The 16,240-nt window shown below is 68.9% G+C and carries 17 protein-coding genes; 8 read left to right on the forward strand and 9 right to left on the reverse strand.

Annotated features, from left to right (window positions below):
- Window positions 1-589: 589 nt before the first annotated feature.
- Window positions 590-976 carry a hypothetical protein gene (locus G3I60_RS02935; protein ID WP_138352409.1) on the forward strand — a complete coding sequence of 129 codons (387 nt, stop codon included), beginning with the start codon at window positions 590-592 and terminating at the stop codon, window positions 974-976.
- On the opposite strand, the gene G3I60_RS02940 is transcribed toward G3I60_RS02935, so the two are convergent.
- Window positions 903-1,484 carry a hypothetical protein gene (locus G3I60_RS02940; protein ID WP_203671892.1) on the reverse strand — a complete coding sequence of 194 codons (582 nt, stop codon included), beginning with the start codon at window positions 1,482-1,484 and terminating at the stop codon, window positions 903-905. The two genes, G3I60_RS02935 and G3I60_RS02940, sit on opposite strands and share 74 nt — an antisense overlap.
- Before the next feature lie 311 nt (window positions 1,485-1,795).
- On the opposite strand from G3I60_RS02940, the gene G3I60_RS02945 reads away from it, so the two are divergent.
- From G3I60_RS02945 to G3I60_RS02955, 3 genes are all read left to right on the forward strand, one after another.
- Window positions 1,796-2,209, forward strand: a complete 414-nt coding sequence (locus G3I60_RS02945) for a VOC family protein (RefSeq protein ID WP_164292351.1) — start codon at window positions 1,796-1,798, stop codon at window positions 2,207-2,209.
- A 303-nt stretch (window positions 2,210-2,512) separates the two neighbouring features.
- Window positions 2,513-2,995, forward strand: a complete 483-nt coding sequence (locus G3I60_RS02950) for an RICIN domain-containing protein (protein ID WP_164292350.1) — start codon at window positions 2,513-2,515, stop codon at window positions 2,993-2,995.
- A gap of 360 nt (window positions 2,996-3,355) precedes the next feature.
- On the forward strand, window positions 3,356-4,561 hold the full coding sequence (locus G3I60_RS02955; protein ID WP_164292349.1) for a globin domain-containing protein: 1,206 nt from the start codon (window positions 3,356-3,358) through the stop codon (window positions 4,559-4,561).
- A 144-nt stretch (window positions 4,562-4,705) separates the two neighbouring features.
- On the opposite strand, the gene G3I60_RS02960 is transcribed toward G3I60_RS02955, so the two are convergent.
- A complete protein-coding gene (locus tag G3I60_RS02960; RefSeq protein ID WP_164292348.1) occupies window positions 4,706-5,581 on the reverse strand; it encodes a universal stress protein in 876 nt (291 codons plus the stop codon).
- Window positions 5,578-6,636 carry a zinc-dependent alcohol dehydrogenase family protein gene (locus tag G3I60_RS02965; protein ID WP_164292347.1) on the reverse strand — a complete coding sequence of 353 codons (1,059 nt, stop codon included), beginning with the start codon at window positions 6,634-6,636 and terminating at the stop codon, window positions 5,578-5,580. The genes G3I60_RS02960 and G3I60_RS02965 overlap by 4 nt, the downstream gene beginning before the upstream one ends.
- A 256-nt stretch (window positions 6,637-6,892) precedes the next feature.
- On the opposite strand from G3I60_RS02965, the gene ppk2 reads away from it, so the two are divergent.
- Window positions 6,893-7,744, forward strand: coding sequence for a polyphosphate kinase 2 (gene ppk2, locus G3I60_RS02970; RefSeq protein WP_343240761.1), 852 nt, complete (start codon window positions 6,893-6,895; stop codon window positions 7,742-7,744).
- A 122-nt stretch (window positions 7,745-7,866) separates the two neighbouring features.
- Here ppk2 and G3I60_RS02975 read toward each other — a convergent pair whose 3' ends face one another.
- Together G3I60_RS02975 and G3I60_RS02980 are read right to left on the reverse strand one after the other, a co-directional pair.
- Complete coding sequence (locus G3I60_RS02975) at window positions 7,867-8,322, reverse strand: universal stress protein (protein WP_138352417.1); 456 nt, start codon at window positions 8,320-8,322, stop codon at window positions 7,867-7,869.
- Between the two features lie 231 nt (window positions 8,323-8,553).
- Window positions 8,554-8,736 carry a hypothetical protein gene (locus tag G3I60_RS02980; protein ID WP_164292345.1) on the reverse strand — a complete coding sequence of 61 codons (183 nt, stop codon included), beginning with the start codon at window positions 8,734-8,736 and terminating at the stop codon, window positions 8,554-8,556.
- A gap of 511 nt (window positions 8,737-9,247) precedes the next feature.
- On the opposite strand from G3I60_RS02980, the gene G3I60_RS02985 reads away from it, so the two are divergent.
- Complete coding sequence (locus tag G3I60_RS02985; protein ID WP_164292344.1) at window positions 9,248-10,495, forward strand: ice-binding family protein; 1,248 nt, start codon at window positions 9,248-9,250, stop codon at window positions 10,493-10,495.
- Between the two features lie 262 nt (window positions 10,496-10,757).
- Here G3I60_RS02985 and G3I60_RS02990 read toward each other — a convergent pair whose 3' ends face one another.
- Window positions 10,758-11,660: a helix-turn-helix transcriptional regulator gene (locus G3I60_RS02990; RefSeq protein WP_164292343.1), complete on the reverse strand. Its 903-nt coding sequence runs from the start codon at window positions 11,658-11,660 to the stop codon at window positions 10,758-10,760.
- 146 nt (window positions 11,661-11,806) lie between these two features.
- Here G3I60_RS02990 and G3I60_RS02995 point away from each other — a divergent pair, with 146 nt between their 5' ends.
- The gene (locus G3I60_RS02995) at window positions 11,807-12,130 is read left to right on the forward strand and encodes an MFS transporter (protein ID WP_343240813.1); all 324 of its coding nucleotides are present in this window, start codon (window positions 11,807-11,809) and stop codon (window positions 12,128-12,130) included.
- Window positions 12,112-12,468 carry a hypothetical protein gene (locus G3I60_RS44435; RefSeq protein ID WP_203671918.1) on the forward strand — a complete coding sequence of 119 codons (357 nt, stop codon included), beginning with the start codon at window positions 12,112-12,114 and terminating at the stop codon, window positions 12,466-12,468. The genes G3I60_RS02995 and G3I60_RS44435 overlap by 19 nt, the downstream gene beginning before the upstream one ends.
- Before the next feature lie 57 nt (window positions 12,469-12,525).
- On the opposite strand, the gene G3I60_RS03005 is transcribed toward G3I60_RS44435, so the two are convergent.
- From G3I60_RS03005 to G3I60_RS03015, 3 genes are all read right to left on the reverse strand, one after another.
- A complete protein-coding gene (locus tag G3I60_RS03005; RefSeq protein WP_164292341.1) occupies window positions 12,526-13,050 on the reverse strand; it encodes a GNAT family N-acetyltransferase in 525 nt (174 codons plus the stop codon).
- A 76-nt stretch (window positions 13,051-13,126) separates the two neighbouring features.
- Window positions 13,127-13,765, reverse strand: coding sequence for a TMEM175 family protein (locus G3I60_RS03010; protein ID WP_164292340.1), 639 nt, complete (start codon window positions 13,763-13,765; stop codon window positions 13,127-13,129).
- 187 nt (window positions 13,766-13,952) lie between these two features.
- The gene (locus tag G3I60_RS03015) at window positions 13,953-15,938 is read right to left on the reverse strand and encodes a protein-arginine deiminase family protein (RefSeq protein WP_164292339.1); all 1,986 of its coding nucleotides are present in this window, start codon (window positions 15,936-15,938) and stop codon (window positions 13,953-13,955) included.
- Window positions 15,939-16,240: the final 302 nt, after the last annotated feature.

Raw genomic sequence — 16,240 nt, forward strand, 5'->3', positions numbered from 1 at the left:
CATGCCCGTAACCTCGTCGGGAACGCCAGGGAACGCACTGGTATGCCACGAAGTCGGCCCCCTGTGGAGCCGTCGGCAGGAGGGCTGTTGTGCGAACGGAAACCGGCGCCGCCGGGGCCATCACGGCCCTGGGCGAGTTGTGGCTGGAGTTGCTCTCCGATGATCCGGTGGTCCGTGGTGCCAGGGCTGACGTGATGTGTTCGCCTGCCGGCCTGTGGCTGGCGCTGGCGGCCCTGGAGGCCTGCGCGGACGGGGCGACCCGCACAGAGCTGCGGGGGGTCGTCGGCCCGGTCGGTGCCCGGAACGCGGAAGGTGCCGCGGCCTTGGGCGAACGGGGCCCATTTCGACGGCCCGGGGCAGCTGCTGCGGACGGCGCCGGTGCGCCTCGACCGGCCGTTCGCCGTCTCGGTGCTGGACGGGAGCGGCACGATTCCCCTTCTCGCGGGTTACCAGGCCGACCGCCCGGGGGCACCCTGAACCACCGGCGGGAAGGCCCTTGAGCTGCCGGCCCGGTGGACGGCGCTCGACAGACTCAGGTCAATGACCTGCTGAGCCCCGCTTGCCGTGCGCGCTGAGGCATGATCGTCCGATGGACACTAACGACGTGCAGTACCGGGCTTACTTCACCGACCCGGACGCAGCGCCCGGCTCGGACGAGAGCGAGACGGAGATGCGGGTGGAGAGCTGGAGTGCGGATGGCCTGGCTCTTGTGCTGGACCAGGAGGAGGGCCGACTGGTGTCCGCCAAGGAACGCCCCGGCTTTCTGCGGGTGGAGCGGCACGACGAGCCGCAGGTGCGCGGTGTGATTCCGGGCGCCGGCTGGAAGCTCGGACAGAAGGACGGCCTGTCCCTGGGCACCCCGGTGGTGGCGTTCCTGGTGTACGACGGGTACGTCCGGCCGATCACCGGTCTGCCGCCGACGGGAACAGGGAGGGTCTCGCGGGAGACCCATCAGCTGGTCCAGCACAGGGAATAGCTCCGGCCCGCATCACCGATGGGTCACGTCGGTCGGGCTGCGTCCAGCGCTGCAGTTGCAGCTTTGCTGCGTTTCGAACGCGGCGGGTCCGTCCGTGTTCGGCCAGCAGGCTGAGGGCCTTGGATGAGGGCGCGATCTGCGTGGTTGCGGCCATGCGCTGGCACCAGTCGGACGCCCTGGTGAGATCCTCGGCGGCCCACGGCCTGCCCAGGGCGATGGTTCTGAGCAGGGTCCACTCGCGCAGGCGGCAGGCGAGGAAGTCGCGGTCCGCGATCACCTCGGTCAGGGTCTGGGCCCAGGCGGTGAAACGGGGGTCGGGCAGCAGGTCCGCGGCCCGGCGGTCCAGATGGCGGCCCACCGCGCTGTCCGCCGTCGTCGCGTCCTCGTCACGCAGGACGGTGGCCACCAGGCCGGCCTCGTCCGGCTCGGCGACGGCCTCCAGGGCCTGCAGGTAGCGGGCGAAGCGCTGATGCTCGGCGGGCTCCTCATCGGTGTGGGGGCCGGTCATGCCGCGATCCCCTCCGTCCGTCCAACAAGACGCCGCGCGGCACCGGCCGGGTTCAGGAAAGCCAGCGGCGTGCCGGTGGCCACCCCTTGGTCGACGACACACTATAGGGCGTTGCCTTGGCCTCCGACGGGGCATTAAGGTCGGCCGGGTGACTGCCGGGTCGGCCTTGGGCCATACACGAGTGAGGCCCCCGGCCTCGCCCTGAGCACCGCGCGGGCAAGAAGCCCGCCGCCCTCTCCTTGTCTTCCCTTCCGGCGCCCTCTCGCGGCGCCCATCTCAGTGGAACCCAAGACTCGGAGAGGCACTACAGAATGTCGCACGACCAGCAGCAGCGACCCACCACAGCCGTCCAGCTCAACCACACTGCCGTGTATGCCACGGACCGGCAGTTGTCGGCCGAGTTCATCGCCGAGATCCTGGGCCTGAAGGTCAGCGCCCCGCTGGGGCCGTTCCTTCCCGTCGACCTCGGCAACGGCGTGACGCTCGACTACTACGAAAAGCGCGACGAACCGATCCAGTCGCAGCACTACGCGTTCCTCGTGCCCGACGATCAGTTCGACGCCATGATCGCTCGCCTGAAGGCGATCGCGGTCACCTACTACGCCAACCCCGACCACACCGATCCAGGCCGGATCAACCGCCTCTTCGGCGGCCGCGGCGCGTACTTCGCCGACCCGGCCGGCCACAACATGGAGATCATGACCCGGCCCTACGCCCGGCGTTGAACCAGCCGCATCCGAGATGTGACTGACCCTCAAGATCAACACCTGGCTTGAGGCCATGTAAAGTTCCGGTGAACGACGCGTGCGTATGGCGAGTCAGCCCGAAATACGCGCTCGTCCAGGGGGTACTCCACAGGGCCAGCGGTCCCGAACGTCATGGTTCGCGGGCCGGACTCTCGTGCGCCCAAAAACAGACACGCATGCCGGTGGCGGACGTCCAGACCCGCATCTGCTCCCGGCGGCGGCGTCACAGAACGGGACACCATGCCGGCCGTCGGGCCGGAGAAGACGATTGAGGAACAGAACGTGATTCGCAAGGCTTCCGCAGTGCTGCTCGCGCTGCTCACCGTGCTGGGCTGTGGCGTTCTCGCCACCGGTACCGCCAACGCCGCCGGTGACCGGCTGTACAACCTCGGGAACTGTGCAACTCCCGAGGGCAACAGCACGTCCAACGGCGCTGTCATCACCACCTGGTCGTGCACGGGCAGCAACCTGCAGAACTGGCACTGGGTGGAAGGCTTCATCGTTCACGATGTGAGCGGCAAGTGTCTGACGCCGCGCGGCAACGCCTCGGGCACCAACGGCGCCGTGCTCACCCTCTGGACCTGTGACTTCAACTCGCTCAACAACCCGCAGAGGTTCAACGGGACCAACGAGCGCACGTGGACCGTCACCGGCGGGAAGTGCCTGACCAACAAGGGCGGTTCGCTGGCGAACGGCACGTGGCTCACTCTGTGGACCTGCGCAGCCGACTTCAACAACGGGCAGGCGTGGGGCCTCGTCCGCTAGTGGGTCGGTCGCCTCTCAGCGGCCGACATCCTGACTGACGGACCGACCGCCCACGGGAAGTGTTTGCTCTTCCGGTGGGCGGTCCGGTTCTTCGCGGCGATGCGGCTCATCCTGGCGAATGGCCGGCCCGACGCCGAGTGCGATCCGCGAGGGCCGGATGGGCTCCTCCGGAGGGCCGTTGGGTCCTTGTCGCCTTGAGGTCTCTCCGGACCATGGTCCCGATCTGGCCGGTCAAGGGTCCCCGGTCTGGTTCGAGTGTCCGATTCGGCCGCAAAAGGCATGATCTCTGGCTGCTATACACGGGTCTGTTGCTCCCGGGCCCGGCTCGTTGCCGTGCCCCAACGACCTCAGGAGGTCACGGTGCTCTCTGCCGAGTCCGCAGTACTGGTACGCGCCACCCTGCCCGCGGTCGGCGGCGCGTTGGACGAGATCACCACCCGCTTCTACGGCGCCATGTTCAGCGAGCGGCCGGAACTCCTGGACGGGATGTTCAACCGGGGCAACCAGGCCAGCGGAGCCCAGCGCCGGGCCCTTGCCGGATCGATAGCGGCCTTCGCCGGCGCGCTGCTCGCCGATCCGGACGCCCGGCCGTATGTTCTGCTGAACCGCATCGCACACAAGCACGCCGCGGTCGGTGTCACGGACGACCAGTACACGATCGTCCACAAGTACCTGTTCGCCGCGATCGCGGAGGTGCTGGGCGAGGCCGTGACCCCGGAGGTGGTCGCGGCCTGGGACGAGGTGTACTGGTTGATGGCCGGTGCACTGATCGTCCGTGAGACGCGCCTGTACCAGGGCGCGGGGGTCGAACCCGGCGGCAGCTGGCGGCAGTGGCTTGTCGTGGAGCGCCGCGAGGAGACCCCGGACACCGTGTCGTTCCTGATACGTCCCGCCGACGGCGCCGCCGCCCCGGAGGCCCTGCCCGGTCAGTACGTCAGCGTGCGGATGACCATGCCCGACGGTGTACGCCAACTACGCCAGTACAGCCTGTCCGGTGCCCCCGGCGGCGAGTCGCGCCGGATCACCGTGAAGCGGGTTCAGGAGCCGGGTGCCCCGGACGGGGAGATGTCCAACCTCCTGTACTCCACGGTCGTCGCCGGCGATGAACTCACCTGCTCGGCACCCTTCGGGGAGGTGGTGCTGGAGGAATCCGACCGTCCGGTCGTACTGGTCTCCGCGGGCATCGGCACCACACCCCTGATGAGCATGCTCGAACACCTCTGCGCTGCCGGTGCGACCCGCCCCGTCCTCGTACTGCATGCCGACCGCTCGCCCGCCGACCATCCGCTACGGGACGATCTCCACCGTTGCGTCGGGAGCCTGCCGCAGGCCCGCGAACTGGTCTGGTACGAGCGCCCGGATCCGGTGCAGGCACCCGGGGCCCGGGCCGGTCTGATGGATCTGGACGGCGTGGACGTCCCGTCCGACGCGAGTGTCTTCCTGTGCGGACCGCTGCCGTTCATGCGCGTGATACGCGGCCAGCTGCTCCGCGCCGGTGTGGCGGCCCGGAACATCCACTACGAGGTCTTCGGCCCCGACCTGTGGCTGGCCGACGGCGATTTCTAGCCTCTCCGGCACGGGGCCGGTCCGGTGCACCACCGCGCACACGGCTCCGTGGGATCCCATCCGAGGGGTACAGCGTCCGACGGACGGAAAGGGCCGGCCTGCGGGCCGGCCCTTTCCGTCGATGCCCCGCTCAGCGGCCCCGGCTCAATCGCGCGGGGAGACGGGCAACGAGCCTTGTGGTGTCTCGGGGACGAGCAGGACCGGGCAGTGCGAGTGGTGCAGCAATGCGGTGGCGACCGGGCCGAGTTGAGGTCCCAGCAGGCCCGGTCTGCGGTGCGCGGTGACCACGATGACGGCCGCTCCGCAGGTGGCTTCCAGCAGGGCGTGTGTGGCGCCGGACCTTACGGTGCGCGTCTGCACGGGAACCTGCGGATACGTCTCCCGCAGGGGTGTCACGACGTGGCCGGGTACCGCCTCCTCCGTTCGCGCCCGCCGGACGATGTCCTCCTGAAGGTGGCTGGTGGGTACCGGGGCGTATCCGACGGGCGGCAGGTGCCGGTAGGTCCAGGCATGCACGACCCGTAGCGGCGCCGCGCGCCGGTCCGCCTCGGCGAAGGCGTACCCGGCGGTGTCGGTGTCGGTGTCGTCCTCCAGGCCGAGCAGGACGTCACCGCCGGGTCCTGAACTGTCGTGCCACGCGGTGTGGTCGCCGCGGACGACCAGGAGCGGGCTCTGGGTGCGAGCCGCCACCCGCAGACTGACCGACCCGAGCAGCCTCCCGGCGAACCCGGGCAGATCACGGGTGCCGACGACGGTGAGGGCGGCGTCCCGGCCACGGCTCACGATGGCCTCGGCCGCGTCGCCGACCACTGCCGTAGTGCTCACCGCGAGCGCCGGGTAGCGGTGGCGTGCCCGGGTCACGGCCGATGCGAGAACCGGTCCGGCCTCGTCGAAGCCGGGCACGGCATAGACGATCTCCAGACCGGTGGCGCGCCGGTCCGCCTCCGCGGAGGCCTTGTCGAGTGCCCGCATCGCGACGACGGAGCCGTCGACGCCGACGACGACATTGGCAGCGGTCATGTCCGGTCCTTCGCGGGTCCGCTGCTGAGTACGACCTTCAGAGCGCCGGTGTCGACGGCCCGGGAGAAGACGTCGTACGCCTCCTCCATGCGGTGGAGCGGGAAGTCGTGCGTCACGAGGGACGATGTGGGCAGCCGTCCGGCGGTCATCATCCGTAGCAGGGCGGGGGTGGAGTACGTGTCGACCAGTCCGGTGCGGATCGTCAGGTTCTTGCTCCACAGGGATTCCAGATGGAGTGTCGCGGGCTTGCCGTGCACCCCGACGTTGGCCACCCGCCCTCCTGGGCGCACCATGCGGGTGCACATCTCGAAGCTGGCGGGCACGCCCACGGCTTCGATGACCACATCGGCCCCCAGGCCGTCGGTGAGGTCCGTGACCAGCTGTTCGGGGTCCTCCGCGGCGCTGACCACTGTGTCGGCGCCCATACGTTTGGCGGCTTCCAAACGGGCCGGCACGAGGTCGACGGCGATGATCCTGCCCGGCGAGAACAGCTGAGCCGTGGCGATCGCGGCAAGCCCGATGGGGCCGGCGCCGACCACGACGACGGTGTCGCCCGGACCCACCCGCCCATTCAGCACGCCGACCTCGTACGCGGTGGGATAGATGTCGGCCAGCAGCACGGCATCCTGGCTGTTCACCGTGGCGGGCAGCGGGTGCAACGACAGGTCGGCGAACGGTACGCGGACGTACTCGGCCTGCGTGCCGTCGACGGTGTGGCCGAGGATCCAGCCACCGCCGCCGAGGCACTGCCCGTACGCGCCCTCCCGGCAGAACCGGCAGAGTCCGCAGGCCGAGATGCAGGAGACCAGGACCCGGTCGCCGGGCCGGACCGTACGTACCCCGCTGCCGACCTCGACGACCTCACCGACGGCCTCGTGGCCGAGGATCGTGCCCGGCAGGACATCCGGTACGTCGCCCTTGAGGATGTGCAGATCCGTACCGCAGATGGTGACGGCATCGACACGGACGATCACATCGGCGGCGTCCTGGATCCCCGGGTCGGGAACGTCGTGCCACGCGGACTGCCCCGGGCCGTGGAAAACGAATGCCTTCATGGCCGTTCCCTTCATCGAATGCTTCTTGCGGCTTCTGCGGCCATCTGCTGCTGTCTGCGGGCTTCCCGCCGGGGACCCGGCCGTAGGCCGGGCCGGTGGGGCCGGTGCCCGCTCCGCAGCCCCTCAGGTACAGCCTGGCCCGGCACCAGTGCCGGCCGCTTGGGCCACTCGGACCCGGTACAGGGGTCCAACCGGCCCGCATCGCGGAAAAGCCATAGCGTGGACCCCCAGTACCCGCTCTCTGATGGAGGCCGCCGTGGCATCCGGCAAGAAGTCCCGAACGAGTGCCCCACGTCAGGAGCGGCTGCCGCGGCGGCTGTACGAGAGCGAGCTGCTCAGGCTGCAGACGGAACTGGTCAAGCTGCAGGAGTGGGTGCGTGCCGAGGGCGTCCGGCTGGTCGTGGTCTTCGAGGGACGTGACGCGGCCGGCAAGGGCAGCACCATCAAGCGCGTCACCGAGCGCCTCAATCCGCGGGTCGCCCGGATCGCCGCGCTCCCCGCGCCGACCGAGCGCGAGCGCACCCAGTGGTACTTCCAGCGCTATGTCGAGCAGCTGCCCGCCGCCGGGGAGATCGTGCTGTTCGACCGCAGCTGGTACAACCGCGCGGGGGTCGAGCACGTCATGGGGTTCTGCACCAAGGAGGAGTACGGACGCTTCCTGCATCAGTGCCCGATCTTCGAGCGGATGCTGGTCGAGGACGGCATCCTGCTGCGCAAGTACTGGTTCTCGGTGAGCGACGCCGTGCAGGAGGAGCGCTTCCGTGCCCGGCTCGAAGATCCCACCCGGCGCTGGAAGTTGTCACCGATGGACCTGGAGTCCGTCACCCGGTGGGAGGCGTATTCGCGGGCCAAGGACGAGATGTTCGTGCACACCGACATCCCCGAGGCGCCCTGGAACGTCGTCGCCAGTGACGACAAGCGCAGCGCGCGGATCAACATGATCAACGATCTGCTGTCGGCGATCCCGTACCGCGAGGTGACGCGGCCGACGCTGGAACTGCCCCAGCGCCCGCCGTCCACCGGCTACGAGCGGCCGCCACGCGATCTCCAGACCTACGTATCCGACCACGCGGCCGCCCTGGAGCGGGGCGAAGGGGGAGCCGGCTGAACCGGCGGCGCTCCCTCGGCTGAAGGCGGGATCCGGCACTCGAACGGGCTGGGTACCGCCGTCTCGCAGGCTGGAGCGGCGGACTCCTTGAGCGTCTGTCATGACGGTGGTCTGCGGACACGTCACTCAGGAACGACGACGACCGGGCACGGTGCGTGCTGGACACAGTGCCGGCTGACCGAGCCGAGGAGGATGCCGGCGAAGGTGCCGTGCCCCCGGCTGCCCACGGTCAGCAGCTGCGCTCCGGCCGCGGCCTCCAGGAGCACCTCCGCCGGATGCCCCTGCACCACTCGGGCGAGTACCTCGACGGGCCGGTCGACCTGTCCGGCCACGTCGGCGATGGCTGCGTCGAGGTTCTTGCGGACGCTGGCCGGGATCTCACTGATGTCGATCACTCCGGGCGCCCAGCCATAGCTGTAGACGTAGGTGTCGGGGTTCTGCCATGTGGTGATCGCCTCAACGGTTGCGTCGGTCAGCCGTGCGTAGGTCATCGCCCATTTCAGCGCCGACTTGGAGCACTCCGATCCGTCGACTCCGACGACCACGCGTCGGGCAAGTTCCGGGGTCTGCTGCGGCATGGTCGATCTCCTGGGGTGAGGGCGACCGGCCGGCTGGGCCGGGCGCGGTCTGTGTGCGGGGGAGTGCGGGGTGCGCTTCCGGTCTCAATATGCTGTCCCGGGATCCGGGACCGCAGGGGTCCGCAGTCCCGGCGACCCGGGCCGAACGTCCCTACTTCGAGGGCCCGTTCAGCCGCTCGGTGACGTTCACGCCGCGCTCTGCGGTGCTCAGGTTCGAGGTGCGGTTCGTCGTCACACCGGACGCCGGCCCCACTCGGGAGCGGTCAACGCCCAGGCCCTTTCCCATTCCGTCATGCGCCGCCGATCGGCACCCCGGCGGACCAGTCCGCGCACCATGACGATCGCGAATGCCGCGCAGCCGGCGCCCAGCGCACCACCGACCAACGTCATCGACATGAGCTCTTCGCCGGCCACGGGCGCCGGGACCTGCCGTCCCGTGCGATCCAGCCACACCGTGGCCCTCGAACCGCGCAAAGTGGAAGTCGGTATGGCGCGGTAGCGCGTATCCGACACCGAGGTCGCCGGTGGCCGGCGGACCGGCTCCGTTCCAGCGTGCAGGCCGTGAACCCGCTGAGGGAGGGGCCGCAGGGCCCTGCCAAGGGCCCGACCGGCCCCATGAAGCCGGCTACTCACGTAGCAATGGGCCGCGCTCCGCCGGTCCGACAGCGTCATCTGCCCCGGCGGGATGGCGGCCAACTCGTTTCCTGCGCTCATATATCCGCTGATAAAAGTACCCCGTTCATGGAAGGAGATCGTGCGCTTATCGCAGCGCACGGTCGCAAATGGGTGGCATTCCTCGATCACCCGAATGCGCCGCATTCCGGATTACGTGACTCCGTAATATGCCGGTGACAGAAGTCGGCGCCTCTGTTTGTCGAAGAAGCACCGATTGCGCCACTACCCCCACACAGGAGTTGGCCCCTCGATGACCCTGAATGCCCCTGTAGTGCCCAATGCACGTACCCTTTCGGCCTGGATCGCGGCGCTGGTCGCGGCGGTCATGGCCGCACTGATGGTCGCCATGACGTCGAGCCCGGCCCAGGCCATCGCCACACCCGTACCGCTGGCGACGGCGGACAGCTTCGCGGTGTTGTCCGGTGAGTCGGTCACCAACACCGGTCCTTCGGTGATCACCGGAGACCTCGGAGTGGATCCGGGTACGTCGATCACCGGTTTTCCGCCCGGCCTGGTGAACGGAGTTCAGCACTCCCATGACGGGGTGGCGCTCCAAGCCAAGAGCGACCTGGTCGCGGCCTACAACAACGCCGCCGGTCAGGCCACCAACGGTGCCCTTCCCCCGGATGCCGGCGGCCTGAGGCTGGTCCCGGGCGTCTACACCGCTTCCTCCACGCTCCACCTGACCGGCACCCTGACCCTGGACGCCCAGGGCGACCCGAACGCCGTCTGGGTCTTCCAGGTCGGCTCCGGTCTGACGACGGCGTCCGCCAGCCGCGTGCTCCTCGTCAATGGTGCCGCACCGTGCAATGTGTTCTGGCAGGTCGGAAGTTCGGCCACCATCGGCACCAACTCCACCTTCGTGGGCACCATCATGGCGCTGACGTCGATCAGTGTGACCACGGGTGCGAGCATCGACGGCCGGGCGCTGGCGCGTAACGGCTCGGTGACGCTGGACACCAACAAGATCACCCGGGCCACGTGTGCGGCCGGCACCGCGGGTGGCGTGATCACCGGTGGTACCGGCGTGATCGCCGGCACGAGTACCGGCGGCACCGCAACCGGCGGAACCACCTCGGGCGGCCTGATCGCCGGGGTGACCACGGGTGGCACCAACGGCGGTCTGCTCGGCGGCGTCCTGACCGGTGGTGTCATCGGCGGCACTCCCGGCGGTCTCATCGCCGGTACCACGGGCAGCGCCTCGGTGGGCACCACCGGCAGCCCCACAGCGGGTACCACCGGGAGTCCCACGGCAGGCACCACTGGCGGCTATCCGGGTGGTGACAACGGAGGGAACAACGGCGGAGAGACCGGTGGCTATCCCGGTGGTGACAACGGCGGCGAGACCGGCGGCTATCCGGGTGGTGACAACGGCGGAGAGACCGGTGGCCATGGCTACGGTGACCAGCCTCAGGGTCACGATGACCAGGGCCGGCCGCACGACGTGCACGGCGGCTACGGCGCCGATCACGAAGATCAGCACAGCGACTACGCATAGGACCGAGGCCGGGCCGGGCAGGTGATGCCCACTCGCCCTGCAGATCAGCTAAGTTGCGGCTGATCCCTGCATCCAGCGGAGCGTTGAGTTCTCGGAGCGGTCGTCCGTACGGGCGAGTGGTCCGGGCGGCGCGCGGCGGATCGTCATCGATTCCGCCGCGCGCCGCCGGCGCGAGCAGGTGCCTTCGGCAGGCATGGACGCAATGGGACATCACGGGCGGGATGAAAAAGGTGTCGATCGTCAGCTTCTTCGCCGCTGAGCCTCAGGGCGGTGGCGGAATTTCCTGATGTGCGGAGTCTCCGAACTCCGCTCCGATGTACGACTTGATGACATCAGTGATGAGCTGCCCGGAAGCTACCGGGTCCAGCGCCCTGGCCTGCAAACTCTCATGGATGACGGCGTAGCGCTGCACGTCGAGGGGTTTCTCCAGGTAGAGATCGCTGGTCAACCCTTCCAGGTACACAACGCTCCGGTCCGAGTCATCCGCGAACTCGATGATCGAGAACTGCCCCGCCATGCCAGGATGCGCTCCCAACTGGTGCGGGATGACCTGCACGGTGATGTGCGGGCGACCACCGAGGTCGAGCAGTCGCTCCAACTGCTCCCTCATGACCTCGGAACCGCCCACGACGCGCCACAGGGCCGACTCGTCCAGCACGACCCACAGGCGCAACGGGCGGTCCAGCTCGTCGACCCGCCACTGACGGCGCAACCGAACGTGAACCCATGTGTCGATCTGTTCTGCCGTGGCGTGCGGGATCGTTCCTGCAATAACGGCCCGGGCGTAGGCCGGAGTTTGCAGCAGTTCGGGAATCACCATGGATTGGTAACAGCGGATGGCCACGGCGTCGGTCTCGAGGTCGATGTAGACGCTGTGCGGGATATCGCCGTACTCCTTCCACCAGCCTGCTTGACCGGATTCCTCGGCCATCCGCATCAGAGCATCGACAACCTGCGGATCCTGAACCCCGTACACCTCGCAGAGATCGCGGACATCACGTGAGTTGACTCTGCGGCGGCCATTCTCCAGAAGGCTGATCTTTGCTTGCGAGACCAGCAACTGCTTTGCCACTTGCTGGGCTGTCAAACCCCTGCTCTTTCGAAGCGCGCGAAACTCCGATCCCAGTCGGCGTCTTCCGACAGTGGGATTGACGTGGGGCGACACAGGACAACTACCTCCGCTACAGAACATGGGACCAGCCGCGGGGCAGCCGCATCGGCGACCGCTGAGCGATCCGCCTGCAGATTAGGCGGTCAGGGCTGCAGGAACGATCATCTTGCGGCGTGTCTCCTTCCAATGGGTGGTTGACAGTGCGTCGTGCCCACCTTCCCGTCGGGGACACCGCGATCCTGATCTCCTGTCTCTACCTCACCAGCGCGCCGGCCCAGCCCGCCGCCGGGCGCCTCGCCGAGGAGTTCGGGCCCCGGCGGGTCTTCGTCGCAGGCATCGTGCTGGTGTTCACGGCCGGGGTCGTCGGATCGTCGGCCCACTCGCTGACCGCGCTGATCGTGGCACGGGTGCTGATCGGTGCGGGCACCTCGGCGCGAAATCCGGCGGCGATGCTGCTGATACGCCGCCGCGCCGAACAGGCCGGGCACGAGGCCCCACCACGGGGGTGCTCGGCGGACTGTTGATCACCGGCGCCGCCACCGTCGCGGTCGGTCCCGCCCTTGGCGGGCTGCTGGTCGCCTGGGCGGGCTGGCGGAGTGCCTTCTGGATCAACATTCCGGTCGTGGCCGTCACCCTGGTCCTGGTGCTGACCGGGATCCCACGGAACGCCGACCCCGTGCGTCCCGGCTCGCCGCGCACTCTCGCCTCCCGCATCGACTGGCTCGGCATGCTGGGCTTCGGCGGCTCGCTCGCCGCCGCCCTCGTACTCGCGGCGGCACATCAGCGGCGTGGTGCTGACGACGCTCCGGCAGGCGGCCGACGAGGACTACCGCCTGTTCGTCCTGGCCGACGCCACCGCTGACCCAGGGACAGGATCCAGTGCCGGGCGCAACGAAAGGCTGTGGCGTGGTCCGATTGGTCACGCAGGTGCGGCATAGCACTGGACCGTCACCGTCTGGGTCGGACTCCACTGCTGATCGACGGTGGCCAGCAAGCTCCAGCCCAGGCGTTCGTACAAGGCTGCGGCCGACGTGTCGGAGGCCAGGACGTCGAGGACCGGATGCAGGGCACGCTCGTGGGCGTCCTGTACGGCCCGCTCCATCAGCAGTGCGCCGATCCCGTGGCCACGAGCGGAAGGCGAGACGAACAACCGGCTGATCACAGCGGTGTCCTCGACGGACACACCCTCGCGGCGGCTCCACAGGCCAGGTGCCGCATCTCCCGCCCCGCTGCGGGACAGACCGATGTGACCGACTACGCGCCCGTCCAGTTCCGCCACCCAGGCAGCGAGCAGTGCAGGCTGCATCAGCCACTCGCCGGGACAGTCGGGCCAGTTCGCCGGATAGCCGTCACCGGAATGGACCTCGGCGAGCACCTCGACACAGTCATCGAGATCAGACGCCTCGCGCTGCCGAATGCGGCAGGTCGAAGGTTCACCGGCCATAGGAACACCCTGTCGATTCACCGAAGCATGAAAGCACATCACGCGACGACGGGACCGACAAGCCGGACCGGGTGATTCACCGTTCGGGGCGTCGGCGGTGGTACTGGCCGAGGATGTAGTGGGCGGGGAGGAGCGTGATCCAGAACCACATGGCTGCTGCGGTGTTGACGAAGGCCAAGGGAACGGAGAGGCCGAAGATCAGCACGCTGGAGCCGAGTTGGGCGGTGAAGCCTCGGCGGGCCGCGGCCGCGGATGATGCGGCGGAGGGGTGCACTTGGCGTTGTGTGAGCAGCAGCAAGGTTGCGTGCACCGCGTGGATCGCGGCCAGCGTGCCCGCGTAGAGGGCGACGGTTTCGGGCTGAGACGCGTACTCGGCCAGGAGCGCGGTGGGGAAGGGCAGCAGGGCGACCAGGCCGAGGCCGAGGAGGACCAGGCGGGTGATCACGACCGTCTCGGTGGGCAGCGCGGTGAGGATGCGGCGGTGGTCACGCCAGAATCCGGCGATGAGGCTGAAGCTGAGGGCGAAGGCACCGACGTTGGGAAGCGCATCGCCGAGCGCCTTGTGGAACGCGGCGTCCCCCAGATGCGCGGGGATCGCCACGTTGATGACGAGCAGGGTCATCGCGATGGCATAGATACCGTCCGACAGCGCGATCAGGCGTGTCGCGCCCAGGTCGCTCTCGTGCGGATGCGTCGCTGCCACTGGTTCCGTCATGTCGACGACAGTAGGGCGCTGTGTCCTGGTGGTAGCGCACCTGCCACGGTTCGGGCGATGCGTTGCGTCCTGCCCGCGCCGGTGCAGCGACGTCGTTCCGAACCTCGGGCCGGACGACCGTCGCCGCACCGGAGCGGACGTGGCGCTGCTTCCCGGGCTTCCTGGGCGGAGTGTTATCCGCGGTCGGTCATGCGGAGTGCGGCCACCACCGCTGGTCGGTGGCAAAGACCGCGCGCAGGGTGTTGGTCGCGCAGTGGATCTCTCCTTCGGACACATGCGTGGAGAGCAGGTCGTCGACGTAGCGGACCGTGTAGCCGGTGGTGGCGAAGGCCTTGTCGATGGCCTCGGTGAACACGTCCTTCCCGCCGATCAGCGGACCGAAGGGCTTCGGCGCGACATATTCCCCGCTGTTCAGCACCAGGCCGTTGACCGTGCCGGGGATCAACGCGACCGCCTGGTCCATGGCGCGGAGCCGGGCCTCGGCCGCGTCCCTGTCCGGGCCCGGCTTCATGCCTCTGATCTCGCTCTGGAGCATCAGGTAGTCCATCGTGCGGGCGGTGAACAAGGCGGGGACCCGCACGATGTCGGCGTCGGTCAGACCCACCTCGCGTTTCAGCACGGCGACGTTCGCGTCGATCCTCTTCGCGCTGCGGTCGTTGACGTGAAGGAACTGCGGGTCGGCGAGGAACTCGCTGATGCTGCGCTGGTCGATGTGGTCGGTATAGCGCCAGTCCAGCGCCGGCAGCCCGCCGTGCATGATCTGGCCTCCGTGCCCGGCCTTCTTCGCGTCCTGGAGAATCCTCATGCCGCTTCGTGGGTCGGCGACGACCGCGCGCCAGCCGAGGCGGCTCCCCGGCGCGGGCAGGAACTGGACGAACTCGTCGATGTGGCCGACCGACAGCCATGACGTGTCGAGCGACAGGGGTTTCTGCATGTTCTGCGAGCGCAGGAAGGTGAGCATCTCCGCGGCGGGGCCCTTCTTCCCGTCCGCGGGATCGCCCCCGATGACGATGCGCCCCGCCGGGTACCCCGGGTACGCGGGGACCGTCTCCAGGTTGCCCATCGAGTCGTAGGTCGAGTCCTCGTCCGGGGTCGGCACGTGCGCGATGTGCACAGCGGCCACATCGGGCCCGGCGAGTTCGGTGAACACGACACGGGAGGCGGCGTGCCGGTTCTCGTTGACGGAGGGGATCAGCACCCGCATCCCGTGCGGTTTGCCGCCGGGGCCGGGGATGGAGGCGTAGCCCGGCTCGAAGAGGTCCTGCATCCACTGGTCGCCGCCGGTGTCCACCCTGCGCAGCGGAGTAGCGACGCCGTTCGCCTTCACGGCGGCGGCGAGGGCGTCGGTGAAGGGCTTGCCGGTCTCCGGGTCCTGGTCGTCTGAGGCGAGCGCCTCCTGCAGACGCTGCGTGTTGAGCTGGGTGAGAACGGGGGCCTGTTCGAGGGCAACGGTGCGAGAGGAGGTCACGCCGTTCGCGGTGACGTCCAGCCGTACGGTGACGCGGCCTGCCCATACGGCGGAGTCCCGGACGATGTCACGCCCTTCGATGCCCAGCTCGACTCCGGCGCGCAGCTCGGCGGCGCTCAGCTTCGTGTCGGGGCCGACGACTTCCCAGCCGCGGGGCGCCGCACTCTTGGGGCGCTTGACGAACAGGCGGACGTGGTCGGCCCCGGCGCCTGGCACGGTGACGCGCCCGGTCGCGGAGGCGGGTGCAGCGGCCCAGGGGGCCGTATGGAGCCGGGCCAGATCCGCCTCGTCCTGGGCGCCGTTGACCACCGTGTCAGCGGCGTCGTTGCACCCGGCCATGTCACGGTCGGCCTGATACTGCGCCAGCCGATGGGTCCGCCTCAGCGCGGCGTACTTCCGCTCCGCCGCCTCCTTCTTGGCGGGGTCCTTGGCCTCCTCACGCAGCGCCGCCTCCTGCACCCGGAAGCTCTCGTTGTCGGCCTGCTCCCGACCGGCGGCATCGACCAGGAGCTCCTTGGAACGGGCCTTGCAGATGCCGGCGTCATCGTCGATGTTGGCCAGGAAGAGCTCGGGCTTCCCGGGAGGCGTGGCGGCATCGGTCCGGAGGTCCGCCACCGGCGAGGCGGCGGAGGCGGGCACGGCCAGGCCCACCGTGCTGACGGTCAGTGCCCCTGCCAGAAACAGTTCGCGCGTTCGGAATCTCATCGCTGGGTGTCCCTCGGATCTGGTGCGTGCGAGGTCCCGCTGCCGGGGAGTACCCGCTTCAGCTTCAGGGACCGTCTGAAGACAACAAGATCGCCAAAACTTGTCAGGTTCCTGTGAACCGGAGGTCAGCGACTCGTCAGCGGGGACCTTCACGCGCTCCACGTGGGCCAGGACGACCGGAACGCCCAGGCTGATCCCACAGGCTGAATCCACCGTCGCGGAACTGCATCCGCAAGTGGACACTCCAGGCATCAGGACGCAACTGGGGGCTGATGTGCTGGACCGGCCACGGCACTTTGCGT

This window comes from Streptomyces sp. SID13666 (genome assembly GCF_010548325.1).
GTDB lineage: Bacteria > Actinomycetota > Actinomycetes > Streptomycetales > Streptomycetaceae > Actinacidiphila > Actinacidiphila fildesensis.

Bases quoted from the DNA above. Each gene is read 5' to 3' on its own strand.
- G3I60_RS02975 (WP_138352417.1), bottom strand. From the start codon at position 8,322: ATGCCGCAGCAGACCCCGGAACTTGCCCGACGCGTGGTCGTCGGAGTC.
- G3I60_RS02945 (WP_164292351.1), top strand. From the start codon at position 1,796: ATGTCGCACGACCAGCAGCAGCGACCCACCACAGCCGTCCAGCTCAAC.
- G3I60_RS03010 (WP_164292340.1), bottom strand. From the start codon at position 13,765: ATGACGGAACCAGTGGCAGCGACGCATCCGCACGAGAGCGACCTGGGC.
- G3I60_RS03015 (WP_164292339.1), bottom strand. From the start codon at position 15,938: ATGAGATTCCGAACGCGCGAACTGTTTCTGGCAGGGGCACTGACCGTC.
- G3I60_RS02960 (WP_164292348.1), bottom strand. From the start codon at position 5,581: ATGACCGCTGCCAATGTCGTCGTCGGCGTCGACGGCTCCGTCGTCGCG.
- G3I60_RS02965 (WP_164292347.1), bottom strand. From the start codon at position 6,636: ATGAAGGCATTCGTTTTCCACGGCCCGGGGCAGTCCGCGTGGCACGAC.
- G3I60_RS03005 (WP_164292341.1), bottom strand. From the start codon at position 13,050: ATGGCCGGTGAACCTTCGACCTGCCGCATTCGGCAGCGCGAGGCGTCT.
- G3I60_RS02985 (WP_164292344.1), top strand. From the start codon at position 9,248: ATGACCCTGAATGCCCCTGTAGTGCCCAATGCACGTACCCTTTCGGCC.
- G3I60_RS02935 (WP_138352409.1), top strand. From the start codon at position 590: ATGGACACTAACGACGTGCAGTACCGGGCTTACTTCACCGACCCGGAC.
- G3I60_RS02940 (WP_203671892.1), bottom strand. From the start codon at position 1,484: ATGACCGGCCCCCACACCGATGAGGAGCCCGCCGAGCATCAGCGCTTC.